The 17,418-nt window shown below is 61.5% G+C and carries 21 protein-coding genes; 14 read left to right on the forward strand and 7 right to left on the reverse strand.

All coding sequences use genetic code 11. From position 1 onward, the window contains the following. Positions 1–160: 160 nt before the first annotated feature. Both QQL76_RS00435 and QQL76_RS00440 read right to left on the reverse strand, forming a co-directional pair. Positions 161–829 carry a response regulator transcription factor gene (locus QQL76_RS00435; protein WP_499205897.1) on the reverse strand — a complete coding sequence of 223 codons (669 nt, stop codon included), beginning with the start codon at positions 827–829 and terminating at the stop codon, positions 161–163. Positions 830–1,154: 325 nt separating this feature from the next. Further along, positions 1,155–1,655, reverse strand: a complete 501-nt coding sequence (locus QQL76_RS00440) for a sigma-70 family RNA polymerase sigma factor (protein WP_499205898.1) — start codon at positions 1,653–1,655, stop codon at positions 1,155–1,157. Positions 1,656–2,006: 351 nt separating this feature from the next. Between QQL76_RS00440 and QQL76_RS00445 the strand changes: the two genes are divergently transcribed. After that, on the forward strand, positions 2,007–2,327 hold the full coding sequence (locus QQL76_RS00445) for a BON domain-containing protein (RefSeq protein ID WP_499205899.1): 321 nt from the start codon (positions 2,007–2,009) through the stop codon (positions 2,325–2,327). Positions 2,328–2,356: 29 nt separating this feature from the next. Here the strand turns inward: QQL76_RS00445 and QQL76_RS00450 are convergent, their stop codons facing one another. Beyond that, entirely contained in the window at positions 2,357–2,560 is a 204-nt protein-coding gene (locus tag QQL76_RS00450; RefSeq protein ID WP_499205900.1) for a hypothetical protein, read from the reverse strand. 193 nt (positions 2,561–2,753) lie between these two features. Here QQL76_RS00450 and QQL76_RS00455 point away from each other — a divergent pair, with 193 nt between their 5' ends. From QQL76_RS00455 to QQL76_RS00470, 4 genes are all read left to right on the forward strand, one after another. Continuing rightward, positions 2,754–3,038: a hypothetical protein gene (locus QQL76_RS00455; RefSeq protein WP_404863638.1), complete on the forward strand. Its 285-nt coding sequence runs from the start codon at positions 2,754–2,756 to the stop codon at positions 3,036–3,038. A 19-nt stretch (positions 3,039–3,057) separates the two neighbouring features. Beyond that, positions 3,058–3,645, forward strand: coding sequence for a DNA-3-methyladenine glycosylase (locus QQL76_RS00460; RefSeq protein WP_499205901.1), 588 nt, complete (start codon positions 3,058–3,060; stop codon positions 3,643–3,645). A gap of 98 nt (positions 3,646–3,743) precedes the next feature. Then, positions 3,744–3,977, forward strand: coding sequence for a DUF6894 family protein (locus QQL76_RS00465; protein ID WP_126008051.1), 234 nt, complete (start codon positions 3,744–3,746; stop codon positions 3,975–3,977). A 77-nt stretch (positions 3,978–4,054) separates the two neighbouring features. Beyond that, on the forward strand, positions 4,055–4,774 hold the full coding sequence (locus QQL76_RS00470; protein WP_126008053.1) for a Crp/Fnr family transcriptional regulator: 720 nt from the start codon (positions 4,055–4,057) through the stop codon (positions 4,772–4,774). A 4-nt stretch (positions 4,775–4,778) separates the two neighbouring features. Here QQL76_RS00470 and QQL76_RS00475 read toward each other — a convergent pair whose 3' ends face one another. Both QQL76_RS00475 and QQL76_RS00480 read right to left on the reverse strand, forming a co-directional pair. Continuing rightward, positions 4,779–5,183, reverse strand: a complete 405-nt coding sequence (locus tag QQL76_RS00475; RefSeq protein ID WP_499205902.1) for a hypothetical protein — start codon at positions 5,181–5,183, stop codon at positions 4,779–4,781. Between the two features lie 8 nt (positions 5,184–5,191). Next, a complete protein-coding gene (locus QQL76_RS00480; RefSeq protein WP_499205903.1) occupies positions 5,192–6,148 on the reverse strand; it encodes a TIGR02587 family membrane protein in 957 nt (318 codons plus the stop codon). 215 nt (positions 6,149–6,363) lie between these two features. On the opposite strand from QQL76_RS00480, the gene QQL76_RS00485 reads away from it, so the two are divergent. The 3 genes from QQL76_RS00485 to QQL76_RS00495 are packed head-to-tail and all read left to right on the forward strand — an operon-like array spanning position 6,364 to position 9,849. Then, on the forward strand, positions 6,364–7,314 hold the full coding sequence (locus QQL76_RS00485; protein ID WP_499205904.1) for a cupin domain-containing protein: 951 nt from the start codon (positions 6,364–6,366) through the stop codon (positions 7,312–7,314). A gap of 40 nt (positions 7,315–7,354) precedes the next feature. Continuing rightward, on the forward strand, positions 7,355–8,677 hold the full coding sequence (locus QQL76_RS00490) for a lipopolysaccharide biosynthesis protein (RefSeq protein WP_499205905.1): 1,323 nt from the start codon (positions 7,355–7,357) through the stop codon (positions 8,675–8,677). Beyond that, the gene (locus QQL76_RS00495; protein WP_499205906.1) at positions 8,674–9,849 is read left to right on the forward strand and encodes a GNAT family N-acetyltransferase; all 1,176 of its coding nucleotides are present in this window, start codon (positions 8,674–8,676) and stop codon (positions 9,847–9,849) included. The genes QQL76_RS00490 and QQL76_RS00495 overlap by 4 nt, the downstream gene beginning before the upstream one ends. 28 nt (positions 9,850–9,877) lie before the next feature. Here the strand turns inward: QQL76_RS00495 and QQL76_RS00500 are convergent, their stop codons facing one another. Both QQL76_RS00500 and QQL76_RS00505 read right to left on the reverse strand, forming a co-directional pair. Then, on the reverse strand, positions 9,878–10,675 hold the full coding sequence (locus QQL76_RS00500; RefSeq protein WP_499205907.1) for a creatininase family protein: 798 nt from the start codon (positions 10,673–10,675) through the stop codon (positions 9,878–9,880). 12 nt (positions 10,676–10,687) lie between these two features. Continuing rightward, a complete protein-coding gene (locus QQL76_RS00505) occupies positions 10,688–11,074 on the reverse strand; it encodes a RidA family protein (RefSeq protein ID WP_499205908.1) in 387 nt (128 codons plus the stop codon). Positions 11,075–11,275: 201 nt separating this feature from the next. Here QQL76_RS00505 and QQL76_RS00510 point away from each other — a divergent pair, with 201 nt between their 5' ends. Genes QQL76_RS00510 through QQL76_RS00535 form a run of 6 tightly spaced genes read left to right on the forward strand, consistent with a single transcriptional unit; the run spans position 11,276 to position 17,395 of the window. Further along, on the forward strand, positions 11,276–12,307 hold the full coding sequence (locus tag QQL76_RS00510; protein ID WP_499207075.1) for an ABC transporter substrate-binding protein: 1,032 nt from the start codon (positions 11,276–11,278) through the stop codon (positions 12,305–12,307). Positions 12,308–12,348: 41 nt separating this feature from the next. Beyond that, a complete protein-coding gene (locus tag QQL76_RS00515) occupies positions 12,349–13,185 on the forward strand; it encodes an ABC transporter ATP-binding protein (protein WP_245451520.1) in 837 nt (278 codons plus the stop codon). Continuing rightward, a complete protein-coding gene (locus QQL76_RS00520) occupies positions 13,178–14,053 on the forward strand; it encodes an ABC transporter permease (RefSeq protein ID WP_499205909.1) in 876 nt (291 codons plus the stop codon). Before QQL76_RS00515 ends, QQL76_RS00520 begins: the two co-directional genes overlap by 8 nt. Further along, positions 14,053–15,399: an amidohydrolase family protein gene (locus QQL76_RS00525; protein WP_499205910.1), complete on the forward strand. Its 1,347-nt coding sequence runs from the start codon at positions 14,053–14,055 to the stop codon at positions 15,397–15,399. Before QQL76_RS00520 ends, QQL76_RS00525 begins: the two co-directional genes overlap by 1 nt. After that, entirely contained in the window at positions 15,387–16,799 is a 1,413-nt protein-coding gene (locus QQL76_RS00530) for an FAD-binding oxidoreductase (protein ID WP_499207076.1), read from the forward strand. The genes QQL76_RS00525 and QQL76_RS00530 overlap by 13 nt, the downstream gene beginning before the upstream one ends. After that, entirely contained in the window at positions 16,799–17,395 is a 597-nt protein-coding gene (locus QQL76_RS00535; protein ID WP_499205911.1) for an NAD(P)H-dependent oxidoreductase, read from the forward strand. The genes QQL76_RS00530 and QQL76_RS00535 overlap by 1 nt, the downstream gene beginning before the upstream one ends. Positions 17,396–17,418 lie beyond the last annotated feature (23 nt).

Below are 17,418 nucleotides of genomic sequence, written 5' to 3' on the forward strand. Positions count from 1 at the left end.
ATGCGATGTTGAGCTTGGTCTACTTGATCGGATCTACGTTGCGAGATCGGCGAATATTATTCAGTAAATCCGGATTGCGTAATTTAAGTTTCGGGTACTTACGTGATATTAGAATGATAACATCGAAATATATTGACGTAATCGGCGTTTTTACTAGGTATCAATACGTATGGGACGCGCTGCGCAGTTGGCGGTGCCGAGGCGGGTCGACGGCGAAATCGCCCTCGACGATCATGGCGAGACGCACGAGTTCGGCCACGTTGCGCGCATTCATCTTGGCCATCACGTTGGCGCGATGAACCTCAACCGTGCGCGGGCTGATCCGCAGCTCGTGGGCGATCGACTTGTTGGGAAGCCCTTCGACGACGCCGCGCAAGACGTTGACTTCACGCGGCGTGAGCCGTGAGAGGCGCGCTCGGACGTCGGCGATCTCATCCAGCTCCTCGGTATCGCTGATCGTGCTGTTATCAATCGCTGCGCGCACCGCGTCGACCAGCGCGTTCGGTTCGAACGGCATCTGAAGGAAATCGGCGGCGCCGGCCTTCATGGCTGCGACGGCAGTTTGAACATCGCCTTCCTGAGCGATGAAGATCACCGGAAGCTGCGTGCCGCTCGCTCGAAGTTCGTGCAGACACTGTGCCTCGGAAGGCGATCTGAGGTCTCGCCCAACGACCAGACAGCCCGGGGAGAGACTTCTTGGAAGCGCCAAAAACTGGCTCATATCCCCGTGAAACCGCACCGCAAATCCGGCGAGAGCCAACATGAAGCTGATGGAATGCCGCACCCCGTCATCGGGATGGATCACGTGTATGACGATTTCTTGGCCCATAAGCGTGCCTCGGAACTGGCGATAACGGCTTGAATAGGAGCCATGCAGGCAAGCCTGAGATCGCGTGTTTGCTAATGCAAATCACCTGCAGCTTCACAATGGTAGCACCGACAATTCCGGCTTACTGCGGACGAAGGTCGGGTCCATTGGCCCGACCCTGCAATCGAACTCTACTTCGTTCGCCTCCGCACATTCGTCGGCTGCGGAGGCGAACACAGCCGTCACACGGTCAGTGATAGGTCAAAATTGCTGGAAACCTCGCCGCCGTCGTTGATCTTGATCAGATAAGAGGCGGGGCTGTCGGAGGCATGGAACTTGAGCGTCGTCAGGCGGGCAATAGCTGTTCACGATCTCCGGCGTTCACCATCGCCTGGGCGGATGCTTCGCCTGAAAGCTCGATGAGATGGAGCCGTGCGCGATTAAGCCGGCTCTTGATGGTGCCAATAGCGCAGCCGCAGATTTGAGCGGCGTCGATGTAGCTGATGCCCAGCATCGAAATGAGAATAAGCACTTCACGCTGCTCGTAAGGCAGTTTGCGAATAGCTTGGGTAATCTCATGGCCGCGCATGGTCCATTCCTGGGTCGGGCTCATCACCGGCTTGGCGGACGCGCAGTCGGCCGCTCCGGGGCTCTCGCGGGCGTAAATCCGTGCCTTCGTGTAGAAGGTATTCCGCATGATGGTGAAGAGCCAGGACTTCAAGCTCGTTCCGGGTGTGAACTGGTGGATGTTCGCGATGCCTTTCAGAAGCGTTTCCTGCACGAGGTCATCAGCATCATTGGGGTTTGGGCAGAAGGTTCGGGCGAAAGCGCGCAGCGGCGCGATCATCGCGACGATCTGGCGGTCTGTATCCGTTTCACGCGGCAAGCGAATGGGTGCGCTCGTCGGCGCCCCGGTCGAAATCGTCGGAATCATATTCATGTCCCTTCACTCCACGCCTGTGGCCGCCCCAGCATGGTCGCTCAACGGGTGATGATTATCGTCGTTCCAAAAGAATAACGCCTCGGGAAATCTTTCTTTTTACTGCGAATTAACATGTGTTATTGACCCAACTCGTCTGGCCGGCCAAGCACTGTCGTAGTTGATTAGGCTTTGCTGACGCACAGGGCGTTCTATTTCGTAGGCTGATGAACTTTCATCCTGTGCCATGCGTTGGGCGCCATTGACGGAGTACAGTCCATGGCACGTAAGACACCTTCGAACCTTCGATCCGGCCCACATCCCCATGCGGATACGCCGCGCGAGGAAGCGACCGAGTCGGCAGAGGTTCTTCCTTCCTATTCGGATGCGGAACTGGAGCGCAGCCTCAGCACACTCATCGGCGAGGATGCCTCGATGGACGGATCAAATGTTTCCATCCATGTCGCCGACGGTGTGGCGGAATTGTCCGGGGAAGTGTCGACCGATGGCGAGGTCGAGAGGGCGGAGGAAGTCGCTTTGAGCCTGCCCGGCATAACTGCCGTCCGCAACGCGCTCATCGTGAGAAGCGGCTCGCACTGAATTTGAGCCGCCAACCGAACGCCCTCAGCTCAGCTGGGACGATTTTCGAATTCCAGAGCAATTCCGCCGATCGTCGCTTCGTCGATGATCATCTGCTCGATGATGAGCGCATCGATGTGAAACCGGCGGACCAGCGTGGCAACGAGATCGTTGACCTGAACGGGCGCATTACCGTTGCGGGCCTCGCTCATGACGCGTGAAATCTCCGCGCCGATCATGCCGTTGTCGTTCATCGAAGCTCACTCCAGTTGTGTGATGACCCTAGGTGCATGAGGATGGGGCGGCACTAACATATGTTCCGTTGGCTGAACCGGACCTCGGATGCCCCCGGCCGTTTCGCCGCCAAGGCTGCCATTAACCTTTGTTATTGCGACGCTTGGACGCAAACATGATGGTCCGGGTCCGTTCCAATGGAAGGACAGCGCCATGGACATCGCCCATGAATTGATCACGATCATCGACGATCCAGCCATTCCAGACAAAGATCGCATCATGAAGACACGGTCGCTGGTCGAGACGATGACCGATCGGCTGGACGACAGCGAGGCCGCCGGTCGGATGCGACGAACCTTCAACGATGCCTATCTCAATCTCCAGCTGGCCGTGATGGCTGACCATCCCAGCATGATCCAGCAGTGTCGCCAGCAGTGCCGATCAATCATCGCAGAGATCGATCTGGCCGCGCGGGCGGCTTCCGGCGAAGCGGCGTGAGGGGTCGCTTCCTGCTTTAATGCGAACCTCGAGCGATCAGCTGGTCGTCCGTTCCCTGGTGCAGCCGTCGTTCTTCGATGGTGATGCCGTTGCCCTTGCGCGGGCCCTCATCGGTGCCACGCTGATCGTGCGTGGGGTCGGTGGACTTGTCGTCGAGACCGAAGCCTATCGACACGATGATGCCGCTTCGCACAGTTCCAACGGTGAAACGGTGCGCAACCGCGCGATGTTTGGCCCACCGGGACACGCCTATGTCTACCGGTCATACGGCATCCATTGGTGCCTCAATGTGGTCTGCGCCAGGGGGCAGGCCGTGCTGTTTCGAGCGATCGAGCCGGGCCTTGGCGTGGACGCGATGCGAGTGCGGCGAGGACGCGACAAGCTTGAGGATTTGTGCGCCGGGCCAGGGCGGCTCGGGCAAGCCTTGGGCATCGATCGGGCCGATGATGGGCAACCGTTCGATGGATGTGATTTGCAGATTCACGTCCCGTCGATGATGTCCCAACGAATACTCGTGGGGCCGCGCATCGGCATCACCAAGAATGCGGACCTCCCTTGGCGCTTCGGCCTGTCGGGGTCACCCCATCTGAGCCGCCGCTTCGCCTAAGCAAGATGGAACATCGAGAGTGCGCGTGGCTTTTGGTCTCGAAGGGATCGTCCGGCGAGGAGAGACGATAGTCCCTGCAACAACGCTTGGAGCCAGTCTTGCCGGTTTATCAGTTCAAGTTCACCAAACAGCACGGCACCGAAACGGTCGACGGGATTTTTCTGGCCAACGAAACTGTCCTCCAGCAGGAAGCAATTCGCAGCGCCCTCGATATCATGCACGAGGGGATAGACGAGGGGTTGGATCGCTCGCAGTGGGTCCTGCACGTGTTTGACGCGCAGGGACGTTTGGTGCTTCATCTTCCTTTCGCAAAACTGCTGCAGCCGGATTAGATCATCCCGCTTGCTCGGTCTCTTGATGACGGCCATGAAGGCGCCACTGTCAGTATAACTCGTTGAATGGAAGATGCATGCCGCATTGCCTCAAGCTCAATCTCTCTGCTCGCGACAGGTTGACCGATGCCGAGTGCGCGATCATCGATCAGATGGGAGCTCGGCAGAAGCTGGTTCCTGCCAAACACGACATCGTGCGTGAGGGCGATATCCCCACCGAAAGCTGTCTCGTCCTCTCAGGGTTTTCTGCGCGCTATCACCTTCTCGCAAACGGGAAGCGACAGATCAGCGCCATCCACGTATCCGGCGATTTCGTCGATCTGCACAGCCTGCTGCTGAACGAAATGGATCATGGTGTGGTAGCGTTGAGCGATTGCCAGGTTGCGCTCGTGCCGCACCGCATGTTGCGCGAGTTGACGGAAACCGAACCGCATCTTTCCCGGCTGTTGTGGCTGTCGACGCTGATCGATGCCGCCGTGCATCGGCGCTGGCTTGTCACCTCCGGACGTCTGTCCGCCAGCGCGCAGCTCGCCCATCTGCTCTGCGAAATCTTCCTCCGGCTGCAGGTGGTGGAACTGGTGGATGGCAACCGGTTCAGTTTCCCGATCAGCCAGGTGGAACTGAGCGACGCGCTGGGGCTCTCGACCGTTCACATGAATCGCACCATTCGCGATCTGCGTGAGCACGAGCTCGTGTCGTGGAAGGGCTCTGAGGTCACGATCCTCAACTGGGACCGGTTGGCGGAGCACGGTGACTTCGATGCGGCCTACCTCAATATTGGCCAGCAGGCGCGCTGACGCCTCACGGGTCCGCGTAACCTTCCACGAAGACCTCGAATTCGACCGTGTCCTGCGGCAGGTAAAGCCCGCCGGTCTTGGTCGAGCCGGCCGAGATATGGTCGAGGTGCACCGAACGCCTTTGCATCTCGCCTGAGCCGTCATCGAAGGCAGCAGAGACAATGACATTGGCTGCGGCGCGTGTGCCATCGTTGCGAACGCTGAAGAGCAATTGGCCGGTCTCGCCGAAATCGGCAGCCCGCTCGGTCGTCACACTGAGGTTCGGTGCTCCGCCGGTTGCCGTGGCCCCACGGTGGACGAGAAATCCGACGATTGCGATGATGACGATCGCCGACACGATCCCGATGGCCCATTCGACCTGCTCGGCCTGCTTCTCGGCGCCGGTTGCTCTCTCGGACTTTTCGCGCATGGATTCTCTTACAGGATGAGGCGTGCAGCAGCAGCGCCAAGGGCCGCCGGAAACGCAAGAACGATCGTCGTCATGACGGTCGGAAGAAAGGCCTCGCCGTCCAGCCGTCCAAAGCTCCACAGCACGAACAGGCTGATGAGGATCGCCAGCATGTAGCCGACGAGCGTGAAGCGCACGAAATCGCTGATCCAGGGCTCGTCGTTGGTGGGCAGCGCACTGCCCTTGAACCCGACGGCATAGACGAAGCCGTGCATGACGAGAAGCGAAAGCGCCAGCAGCAGCACCGCATGCGTCGGCGTCATCATCTGGGCGATCATCTGCATCTCGTCGGTCGGCGCCACGTTGAGACTGAGGAAGAGGGCGCCGACGGCCATGAGGAACATCTCGCCGCAATAGTCGCGCATGGGCGTGGTTGAGGACGCAGTTTCAGCGTTCTCCTTGTCCGCCTCGCCACCCTCATTGCCGAGCTGGCTGCGACCAAGCAGTGCCCCGATACTGGCAGGAATTGCCTGCAGCACGATCTTCCCGATCACTTCATCGAACGACATGCCAGGACCGATCACCTTGAAGACGGAAAGAACGACCGTGGCGGTAAGAAGGCCGATGGCGAAGGCGACGCAGGCATCGCGCACGTCCTCCTGCCAGTCCCAGGTATCCTCGAAGCCGATCCGCCGCGCGAGGCCGACGAGCAGTGGCAGGGTTACGACCACAAGCATCGCGAGGCGGAAACGGTCGAGCATGAAGCCCAGCCACCAGAGCTCCATCGTCATCAGCATCGGCAGCGAGAAGATTAGCGCGCCGCCAAAAGCACGCCCGATGCCAACGACCTTGGCGCGCAAAGGTGCGCGCTTTTCTTCGTCGTGCTGGTCATCTTTCGTACTGCCGTTGCGTGTCGACACGATTGCTTGGGTCCCCATCAGTGGCCGCGTAACAATCAGGGCCGCTTCGAGTTCCGCGAAGCTCATGTTGTGACCATTGACGACAATAGCATACCCAGCCGTAAGCAGCGGTTAAGCATCAGGACGAATTGCGGCGGCCCTGCGCTATCCACACGCCCCGGTTTCAATGTCTGGTAATCGCTGACCAGTAGCGTCCCACATGATTGACGGCATCTATTGCGGCCATCGATGCGATCCCATGCGTCGTAACCGATCGATGTCTTGTGCTGGGGAGATGGCAGATGACGGATCTTTTCGCGAATTTCGGGCCAGAAGCGCGCGCGCTTTGGGGGCATCACGACGTGAAGCTGCGGCACCGGCTGCATGAACGTCCGCTGTTCGGTGACGAGCAGCTCGGGCGCGTTCTGGATGCGATCGAACCGCACCAGATGGCAATCAACACCATGGGCCGCGGCGGTCACGATGTGCGGACCTGGTCCTACTGTCAGCGTGGCGATCTGAGCGGCAAGCAGCTGATCGATGCCGTGCGCCAGGGCCGCATCTGGATCAACGTCACCTCGGTCCACAATGTGGTGCCGGAATTCGGCGCGCTGCTCGAAGAGATGTTTGCCGAAATCGGCGCGCAGGTGCCCGAGATGAAGGTCATCCGCAAATCGATGGGCCTTCTGATTTCCTCGCCCAATGCCCAGGTCTTCTACCACGCCGATGTGCCCGGCCAGTCGCTTTGGCAGATCCGCGGCGAGAAGCGGATCTACATCTATCCGAACGGCGAACCCTTCCTGAAGCCGAAGGATCTCGAAAACATTATCCGCGGGCGCACCGAGGAAGAGGTGCCGTACCAGCCCTGGTTCGATGCCCATGCGCGCATCTACGACCTCAAGCCTGGCGACATGCTGCACTGGCCGCTGAACGGGCCGCACCGCGTGCAGAATGCCGATTGCCTCAACATCTCGCTGACGACCGAACATTGGACACCGGCAATCCGCCGCCATTTCGGCGTGCAATACGGCAATGGACTGCTGCGCCAGCACGGCTATACGCCGCGTTCGGCTTCAACCGACGGCCTTGCAGCCTATGCCAAATGCGGCCTTGCGGTCGCATGGCGTCTTGCGGGCCAGCAGAAGCGGCAGAGCTTCAAGCGCGTAATGCGCTACAAGCTGGATTCGCGCGAGCCGGGCTTTCTGGTTCCGCTCGACCGCCAGCCCGAACCGATGCTGCAGGCAGCCGAGTAGGAGCAGGGTCATTTCCAGACGCAGCGACATTCTGGCGCGATTGTTCGATGCCCGTCGGCGACAGGGCCTGACGGTCATCGGCGTGCGCGTGATCGGGGCAGGGCTTGCGCTCGTTGCCCAGATCCTCGCGGCGCGCATGATCGGGCCGGAGGATTTCGGGCGGTATAGCCTGCTGCTCGTCTGGTTGCTGCTGATGGGCCATGGTGCAACGGTCGGCACCAACCAGCTTATCTGCCGCTTCCTCTCGCAGTATCTCGAGGCAGGCGAGCGGCATGCGGCTGCAGGGCTTCTGCGCGCAGTCTTCGGCGTGGTCGCCTGCCTTGCAGGCAGCCTGGCGCTCGGCGCGATCGGCATGCTTTGGCTCAACCCGTTCGGTTTCGATGGCGCCATGGTGGCGCTCGGCATGATCGCCTTCATGGCGGCGCCGCTTCTGACCCTGCAGGATTATCTCGAGGCGATCGCGCGCGGCATGGACAAGCCGACGCTCGGAATCGCGCCTGCTTATGTGATGCGGCATCTGGGCTTGATCGTCGGTCTTGTCGGTCTTCTGGCCATGGGCGAAAGTGCCGATGCCTTTACGGTGATGACGCTGACGATCGCCGGTCTCGCGGCGAGTTGCCTCCTCCAGTACGTCCTGATCCGCTCACATCTGAAAGAGGCGCTGCAAGGTGCTTCGCCTGCCTTCGGCGAACGGCGCAAATGGCTCCGCGCCGCCTTGCCGATCGCGCTCGTCGATGCGGCGGAGGTGCTGTTCCTCAATGCAGACGTTCTGATCCTCGGTCTCTTCCTGCCGCCGGAGCTCGTCGCATTCTATTTCGCCGCCACTCGTCTGGCGCAGGTGCTGGGCTACGTTCCCTATGGGGTCTCGGCGGTGACGGCACAGCGTTTCGCCGCCCTGTCCGCAAGGGGTGACCGGGCTGGATTGCAGACCATGGTCCGCCAGGCCGCTGTCATCTCCAGCACGCTGACGGCGATCGGCGCGATGGCGTTGAGCATCCTCGCGGCGCCGCTTCTCGGCCTCTTCGGGGAGGGCTTCGAGGCCGCTGCGCTCGTCGTGCCACTGCTTTGCCTCGGCACCGTCATCCGCTGCCTGCTCGGCCCCGGCGAGGACGTGCTGACGATGCTTGGCGAAGAACGCGCCTGCTCGCTCAGTTTCATGATGGCGCTTGCCCTCAACATCGCGCTGAGCTTTGCGCTCGTACCTCTGATCGGTCTCTACGGAGCGGCGATCGCCACTGCGGTGTCGATCACGATGCGCAGCGGCCTGATGGCCTATTTCGGTTACCGGCGGCTCGGCATCATTCTGCCGGTCGGTATCCCCGACAGCTTTGGCACTGCAGCCTTGAAAGGAAATCCGTCATGAGCCAGACGCAGGTCCTCGGCGGCAGCGCAACGCTCACAAACAAACGTCGCGCCCATGAGTTCGACTGGTCGATCGGCGATGCGCGCGCGCTGCTCCAGCTCGATGCGCAGGAATGGGATCATCTGTCCGAAGAGAGCCTCGTGGAGAACCCGTTTTACGCACGGTCCTACCTGCTGGCGGGTCTCGGTCGCGTGGAGCGGAAGGCGGGAAAGCGGGCGCTCGTCATGCGATCGCCCGGCGCCGGTATCGTCGGGCTCTTTCCGTTTCGGAATTTCGGCATCGCGCCCTTCAACGTGGCGCGCGGTGCGGCCAATATCTATCAGGCGAGCGGAGCGCCACTCATACACCGCCGCCACGGCGCACGCGTGATCGCGCAGTTCGTGGACCTGCTTGCGGCCGGGCGCATCGCACCGCTTTTCATTCTTCGCCACATCGACATGAGTTCGGTCTTCGCTACGAGCCTGATGCAGGAGGCGCGCCGCGCCGGCCTGATCGTGGAGGAAACCCATCGCTACGATCGCCCGAAGCTGACCCGCATGGAGGGTGGTTTCGACAGCCATATAGATACCGTGCTCAGCCGCAGCCGCGCCAAGGACCTGCAGCGCAATCTGCGCCGGTTGAAGGAAATCGGGACAGTCAGCTTCGAACGCGTTGATTGCCCCGAGGCAGTCGACCGGCGGCTTGAAGAGTTCCTGCGCATCGAGCATTCCGGCTGGAAGGGTGCGCGCGGCACGTCGTTTCTCGCCAATCCGCGCCATGCGGCTTTCGCGCGGCTTGCCTATGGCGGTACGGCCGGGCTGAGCGTGATCGACAGCCTGCTGCTCGACGGCAAACCGATTGCGGTCAGCATCAACATGGCCAGCGGCACCACGAATTTTACGCCGAAATGCGCTTATGACGAGACTTACAAGCGCTTCAGTCCCGGCCTGCTCCTGGAATACTTCGTCATCAAGGCGTTCTACGAGGACAGGCGCTGGGAGCAGATGGACTCAGCGACCGGTATCCAGGACCACATCATCGGTGGCTTCTGGAACGATACGATGCCGATGGCGGATCTGGCTCTTGCGCCCGACACGGTGCGCGGACGCCTGGCCGTTGCCACCCATCGCCAGACCTTGAACGGCATCTCGATCGCCAAGACTTTGCGCGATCGATACTGCCGCCGTGGCTGACGACCGCTCATCCAGCAACGTGCCTTGCTCAATGGCCCGATGGGGCCGTGGGTAGGGGCCTGCGCCGGACCTCTTCGAGAAGGTCCAGCATCCCCCGCACCTGATGGGCAGCGATCTGCCTGCCCTTGTCAGCCGTCGCTGCAGCGGCATTGCCCACCGCACCGGATGACTGCACGTCGGTCGCGATCCAGGCGTAAGAGGGCATGCCGGTCGGGCGAAGATGCTTGTAGTGCGCCTCATCGGCAACGGCGACCGAGGTGAAATTCTCCGCCCGCTGCATGTCGACGAGGTGCGGCTTGAAGTGCAGCACCAGCGATGTCTCCACATCGCCGCCATGGATGCCATGGCGCTGCTCGTCGTGGTCGATCAGCCCGTCCGGATAGCCGAAGCTCCAGCCCGTTTTTACAACGAACATGCCGTGGCGCACGCGCAGTTCGCGCGCGACGATGCCCATGATGTCGACATTGCCGCCATGGGAATTGACGAAAACGAGCTTGCGGATTCCGGCGCGTGCCACGCTGTCGCCGATCTCCGTCCAAGCGTCGATCAAGGCCTTCGCCGTCTTCGTCACGGTACCCTTGGCGAAGAGATGCTCGTTCGACTTGCCAACGGACTGCACCGGCAGAATGCGCAGATCGAGCGTATCCGGTGTCGCGTCGATCAGTTCGTCGAGCAGACCCTGGTTGATGATCGTATCGGTGCCGACCGGCAGGTGCGGACCATGCTGCTCGATGGCCGCAATCGGCACAAGCGCGATCGTCGCCATCGGATCGCAATTGTCGAAGTCGCTGGCGAGAAAGTCGGTCCACCAGATCTTGCGGGCCATGCTGTGTCTCCTTCAGGCTTTGCCGGCCGCCACGAGTTCGATCTCCACGACGAATTCCGCACGGGCGAAACCGGAAACGATCATTAATGTCGAGGCGGGATAGGGCGCAGCGAACAGTGTGTTTCGAACGCTCATATAGTCCGGCAGGTGGCTGCGATCGGTGACATAAGCGTTGATCCTGACGACGTCCGCCAGGGACAGCCCCTCTTCCCTGAGAATTGCCTCGGCGTTTGAAAAGCACAGCCGAGTCTGGCCGGCGCAATCGCTGGGGATCGTTCCATCGGGCGCGATGCCCAACTGGCCGGAACAGAACACGATGCGGTGACCCTCGGGCACAACGACGCCGTGGCTGTAGGCGGAGAACGGTGGGTGGATGTCGGTGGGGCTGAGGCGCTTCATGCAGCGGACAATAATCGTGCCGTGTCACCATGCAATCGAGAAAAGAATGTCGGCTGATTAATGTGCAGGCAAAGCGGTGTTTGATGAATCTTTGGGCTTAACACCTGTTGGCGTTTCGATAGTCTCAGCGGCAAGCCGGACGGGCGAGCATGAGTGCTCTCATCGTAAGCGGCATGCCAAAAAAGGGGACGCATGATGCCAATGTTTGTGAGGTCGCTTTCGTTGAAGGGTTCTCTTGCCGCCGCGCTCGTTGCATCAACGATGCTGACGCTGCCTGCCGCCGCGCAGGACGCCGAGCTGATCGATGTCAGCTATGGCACCAACTGGCTGGCGCAGGCCGAGCATGGTGGCTTCTATCAGGCAGTCGCCGACGGCACCTATGAGGAATACGGCCTCAACGTCACCATCCGTCAGGGCGGTCCGCAGGGCGCGAACCGGGCGCTGCTCGTGGGTGGCCAGATCGATTTCTACATGGGTGGGGCAACCTCCGCGATCAACGCGGTCAAGGAAGGCATCCCGACCATCACGCTCGCGGCGATTTTCCAGAAGGACCCGCAGGTTCTGATCGCGCATCCTGACCAGGGCTTCGACACCTTCGCCGACCTTTCCGGCGCCAGCCAGCTGATCATGGGCCAGGAAGGGTTCACCACCTATTTCGAATGGATGAAGTCGAATTTCGAAGGCTTCTCGGACGAAATGTACACGCCCTACACGTTCAACCCGGCGCCGTTCATCGCAGACCCGAAAGCGGTGCAGCAGGGCTATCTGACATCGGAGCCGTTCGAGATCGAGCGTCAGGCTGGCTTCGAACCGGTCGTCTATCTGCTCGCGGACGAAGGCTTCGATCCCTATTCGACGACGATCGAGGCGATGAAGCCTTTCGTCGACGCGAACCCGGATGTCGCCAAGCGCTTCGTCGAAGCGACTGCGATCGGTTGGGCCAACTACCTCTATGGCGACAACACGGCGGCGAACGAGCTCATCAAGGCAGACAATCCTGAAATGACGGATGAGCAGCTCGCCTACTCGCTGGAGAAGATGAAGGAATACGGTATCGTCGTTTCCGGTGAGGCCGAGGAACAGGGCATCGGCTGCATGACCGATGTGCGCTGGCAGAACTTCTACGACAACATGGTCGAGGCCGGCGTCTTCGAGGCCGGGATCGATATCAGCCAGGCCTACACGACCGAATATGTCTGCCAGGGCGTGGGCGTCGATCTGATGGACCAGTAGGTCCAGGCCTGCGGGTAAGCGAAGAGGCGGGTGCCGTGAGTTTGGCGTTGAAGACACCTTCGGAACAGGTTGCTACCGGGCGTGCGGCTGCGCGCCCGGTTGTTGCTCTCACCAATGTGTCCAAGGTGTTTTCGAACGGGACGATGGCATTGTCGAACATGACGATGTCCGTGCGTCCCGGCGAATTCGTCAGCCTGCTCGGCCCTTCGGGCTGCGGAAAGTCGACGGCGCTCCGCATCATCGCTGGCCTCGGGGCGCCGAGCAGCGGAACGATCGACTGGCCGTCGTCGCAGATCGACAGCCGCGGCCTGCCCGAGGGCGATGTCGGGTTCGTGTTCCAGGAGCCGACGCTGATGCCGTGGCAGACGGTGTTCGGCAATGTCTATCTGCCGCTGAAGCTGCGCGGAAAGCCGAAGAACGCTGTGAAAGACCAGATCATGGAGACGCTGGCGCTCGTCGGCCTCCAGGATTTTGCCGATGCCTATCCGCGCGAGCTATCCGGCGGAATGAAGATGCGCGTCTCGATCGCGCGCGCCCTGGTCACCAAGCCGAAGCTCCTCTTGATGGACGAGCCCTTCGCGGCACTCGACGAAATCACGCGGCAGAAACTCAATGATGACGTGCTCAAGCTCTGGGCACAGTCGGGTCTTACAGTCATCTTCGTGACCCATTCCGTTTTCGAGTCCGCCTATCTTTCCAGCCGCATCGTCGTGATGAAGGCAAGGCCCGGCCAGGTCTTCGCCGATATCGCGCTTGATCCGCCGCTTCAGCGGGATGATCATTTTCGGACGTCGGAAACGTATCGCGCCATTTGCGCGGAGGTGTCCGATGCGCTGCAGGCGGCGATCGTGAAGGGTGGAGGCGTGCACCATGGCTGATGCCGTCGACCGCGATCTCGCAGCGGCGGCGCCGCTTGCCGACGATGCTGCACCGGCGCCCGTTCCCGCGCGCCCTTCGGGTGTTCCCGACAAGGTTCTGCGCATCGTCGTGCCGCTCGGCATGTTCTGCCTCGCGATCCTTGCCTGGCATCTCTACGTCACCATCAACGAGGTGCCGCACTACATACTGCCGAGCCCCGTGCTCGTGGCGCAGGCTCTGTGGAACGACTGGGGCACGCTTGCTCCCGCACTGTTCGTCACCATCAAGATCACCTTCACAGCGCTCTTTCTGGCGCTCGTCGGCGGGGTGGGACTTGCGATCCTTCTCGTCCAGTCGCGCTGGATCGAGCTCGCCCTCTTTCCCTTTGCGGTCATTCTCCAGGTAACGCCGATCGTCGCGATTGCGCCGCTGCTCTTGATCTATGCGTCGGACACGCAGACGGCCTTGCTCATCTGCGCCTTCCTCGTCGCCTTCTTCCCGATCCTGTCGAACATGGTGCAGGGGCTGAAGAGTGTCGACCACAACCTGATCAACCTCTTCGAGCTCTATGGCGCTAGCCGCTGGCAGACATTGATCCATTTGAAGATCCCGGCATCTCTGCCGTATTTCATGGCGGGTCTTCGTATCGGTGGCGGGCTTGCCCTCATAGCCGCCGTCGTTGCCGAATTCGCGGCCGGCTCCGCCGGTGCCGGTTCCGGGCTCGCCTTCCGGCTGCTTGAAAGCCAGTATCGTCTCAATATTCCGCGCCTCTTTGCTGCGCTCGTCCTGTTGACGGCCACGGGCGTCGCGATTTTTGCCTTGACCTCCTTCATCTCCTGGCTCTCGCTACGGCGTTGGCACGAGAGTGCAATCCGCCGGGAGAATTGATGACCGCCACGACTGCAACCGGGGCAAGCCGTCTTGTCCTTAAAAACGCGCGTCTGCCGGATGCGCTTGCCGGAAAGCCGACATCCAGCGCAGTGCCGCGCGTCGACATCACCATCGCGGATGGTCTTGTCACCGGGATCGAACCCTCGCCAAAGGATGGTGCGGACCGCCCGGCGGAAGCGGGCGCCGACATCCATGACATGCGCGATGGGCAGGTGCTGCCCGCCTTCGTCGACATCCACACGCATCTCGACAAGGGCCATATCTGGCCCCGCAAGCCGAACCCCGACGGGACGTGGATGAACGCGCTGCTTTCGGTTGCCGAGGACCGCGAGCGGCACTGGTCCGCGTCCGATGTCGAGCGGCGCATGGAATTCTCGCTTGCCGCGGCTTACGCGCATGGCACTGCGGCGATCCGCACCCACCTCGACAGCGCCCCGCCGCAGCACGGCATCACCTGGGACGTATTCGAGAAGGTGCGCGAACGCTGGGCCGACCGCATCGAGCTGCAGGGTGTGTCGCTCCTCGGGCCGGACCATCTGCTAGACAAGACCATCGTGGCGGAGGTTGCCCGCCGCACCAAAGCCGGCGGAGGCGTTTTGGGCGGCGCGATCGCCGATCATCCCGAGACGCGTGAGGCAATGCGGAACGTCGTGGAAGCGGCCGGCGAGGCAGGGCTCGATCTGGACATCCATTGCGACGAGACGGGAAACCCGGACGCGTCCGCGCTTTACTGGCTTGCCGATGCGGTGATCGAACTGGGCTACACGGGCCGTGTCGCCGCAGGTCACTGCTGCGCGCTCGCCGTGCAGGACGAGACGACATTCAAGAAAACCGTCGAGCGCGTGGCAAAGGCCGGGGTCGCGGTGATCTCGCTGCCGATGTGCAACATGTATCTCCAGGATCGTGGCGAAAGCGGCGCACGCAAGACGCCCCGCTGGCGCGGTGTCGCGCCGTTGCGTGAGCTGGCGGAAGCCGGCGTGCCTGTCGCCATTGCGTCCGACAACACGCGCGACCCGTTCTATGCCTATGGCGACCTGGACGGTATCGAGGTGTTGCGCGAGGGCGCGCGCATCCTCCATTTCGATCATCCGGCCGATGAAGCCTGGGCCTGGACCCAGAGCATGGGTGCCTGGCCTGCCCGTTTCGCCGGCATGGAGACGCGGGCCGAAATCGTCATCGGCGCACCGGCCGATCTCGTGTTGCTTTCCGCGCGCAGCTGGTCGGAGATGATGGCGCGCCCGCAGTCCGATCGAAAGATCATGCGGGCCGGCCGCATCATCGACGCGACACTGCCCGACTACCGCGACCTCGACGATCTCATGGGAGACACATCATGGACCTGAACGGCTTTCGCGCGGCGCTTGGCGATATCCCGATCGAAGATCACCCGAAGCTCGTGCAGCAGAAGAGCCGCGATCACTATTGGTATTCGCCAATCCTGAAGGCACAGCTCGACCAGGTCACGGCCGATCTCGTCGTCATGCCGCGCAGTGTGGCGGATGTCGTGACGATCCTTGCCGCTGCCTACAAGTTCGACGTTCCGATCACGCCGCGGGGCGCCGGCACCGGCAATTACGGCCAGGCCATGCCGCTTGCGGGCGGGGCCATGCTCGATCTCAAAAACATGGACAAGGTGCTGGAGATCAAGCCGGATCGCGTGCGGGCTGAAGCCGGTGCGATCATGGTGAAGATGGACGAGGAAACGAAGGCTACCGTGGGGGCCGAGCTGCGGTTCCACCCCTCCACCTATCGCATGGCGACGATCGGCGGGTTCATTGCGGGCGGGTCGGGCGGCATCGGATCGGTGCGCTGGGGCGGCCTGCGCAATCTCGGAAACATTCTGGGCCTGAAGATCGTCACCTGCGAGGAAACCCCGCGCGTGCTGGACATTACCGGCGCGGACATCATGAAGCTCGCCCATGCCTACGGCACCAACGGCATCATCGTGGAAGCGGAGATGCCGCTGGCGCCTGCCTATGACTGGGTGGAAGTCGTCGTAGGCTTCGACGATTTCCTCGCTTCCTGCCGCTATGCCGAAGCGCTTGCCGGACAGGATGGCATCCTGCTCAAGGAAATCTCGCCGGTCGCCGCGCCGGTGCCCTACGACTATTTCGGCCGCTATCGGGATTTTCTGAGACAAGACCAGTCGGTGGTGCTGATCATGGTCGCGCCGAATTCCGTCGATGCGCTGACGCTTTTCACCTCGCACCATGGCGGCGAGATCCTGCACCGCAGCGATGTGAACGATCTCGATGCGGCGGGCCGCAAACTGCCGCCGATCTATGAGTTCACCTGGAACCACACGACGCTGCGCGGCCTGAAGATCGACCCGACGATCACCTATCTCCAGACGCAGTATCCGACGCTGGAGCATCTTGAGAAGGTCCATCGGATGCTCGGCGATGAGATGCCGATGCATATCGAGATGACGCGCTTCGACGGGCGCATCGTCTTCTCCGGCTTGCCGATCGTGCGCTACACCGGCGAAGAGCGGCTGGAGGAGATCATCCGCCTGCATGAGGAGAACGGTTGTCTCGTCTTCAATCCGCATCGTTACACGCTGGAAGAGGGCGGGATGAAGCAGACGGATCGCGCCCAGCTTGCCTTCAAGAAGGAGGCCGATCCGAAGGGGCTTCTCAATCCCGGCAAGATGATCGCCTGGGACGACCCGGATTTCGATTTCGATTCCGGCCGCGTGTGGCTTTTTGCAGGATTGGCAGAACAGGCGCGAGGCGCTGCCTGATGCGCGTTCATGTCGTGCATGCCCATCCGGTCGAGACGAGCTTCAACCGGACGCTGTTCAATACCGTTTGTGAGACATTGCAGGGTGCCGGCCACGAGGTCGATCCGCTCAGCCTCTATGACGAAGGCTTCGAGGCTGCGCTCTCGCGCGAAGAGCGGCTGAACTACCATGAGGTGCCGGGAAACGTGACGGACACGATCCGGCCCTATGTGGAGCGGCTCAATGCTGCCGACGCGATGGTTTTTGTCCATCCCGTGTGGAATTTCGGGTATCCGGCCATCCTCAAGGGTTATTTCGACCGTATCTTCGTGCCGGGCGTTTCCTTCACCATGTCGGCGGGGGCCGATCGCGGCAGGCTGGTGCCGAACCTCACCCATATCCAGAAGGTCGTGTTCGTAGCAACCTATGGCGGCGACCGCTGGCGTGCCATGTTGATGGGGGATCCGCCGCGCAAGATGGCGCGCCGCTGGGCGTGGGCCACCTTCCGTGGCAAGCGACCCCCGGACTATCTTGCGCTCTACGACATGAACAACAATGAAGCGCCCGAGCTCAATGGCTTCATCGAGCGCGTGCGGAAGCACTTCGAGCGGTTCTGACCTGCAAATGAGCACTCATCGGG

Source organism: Rhizobium albus, assembly GCA_030160035.1.
Lineage (GTDB): Bacteria > Pseudomonadota > Alphaproteobacteria > Rhizobiales > Rhizobiaceae > Georhizobium > Georhizobium albus.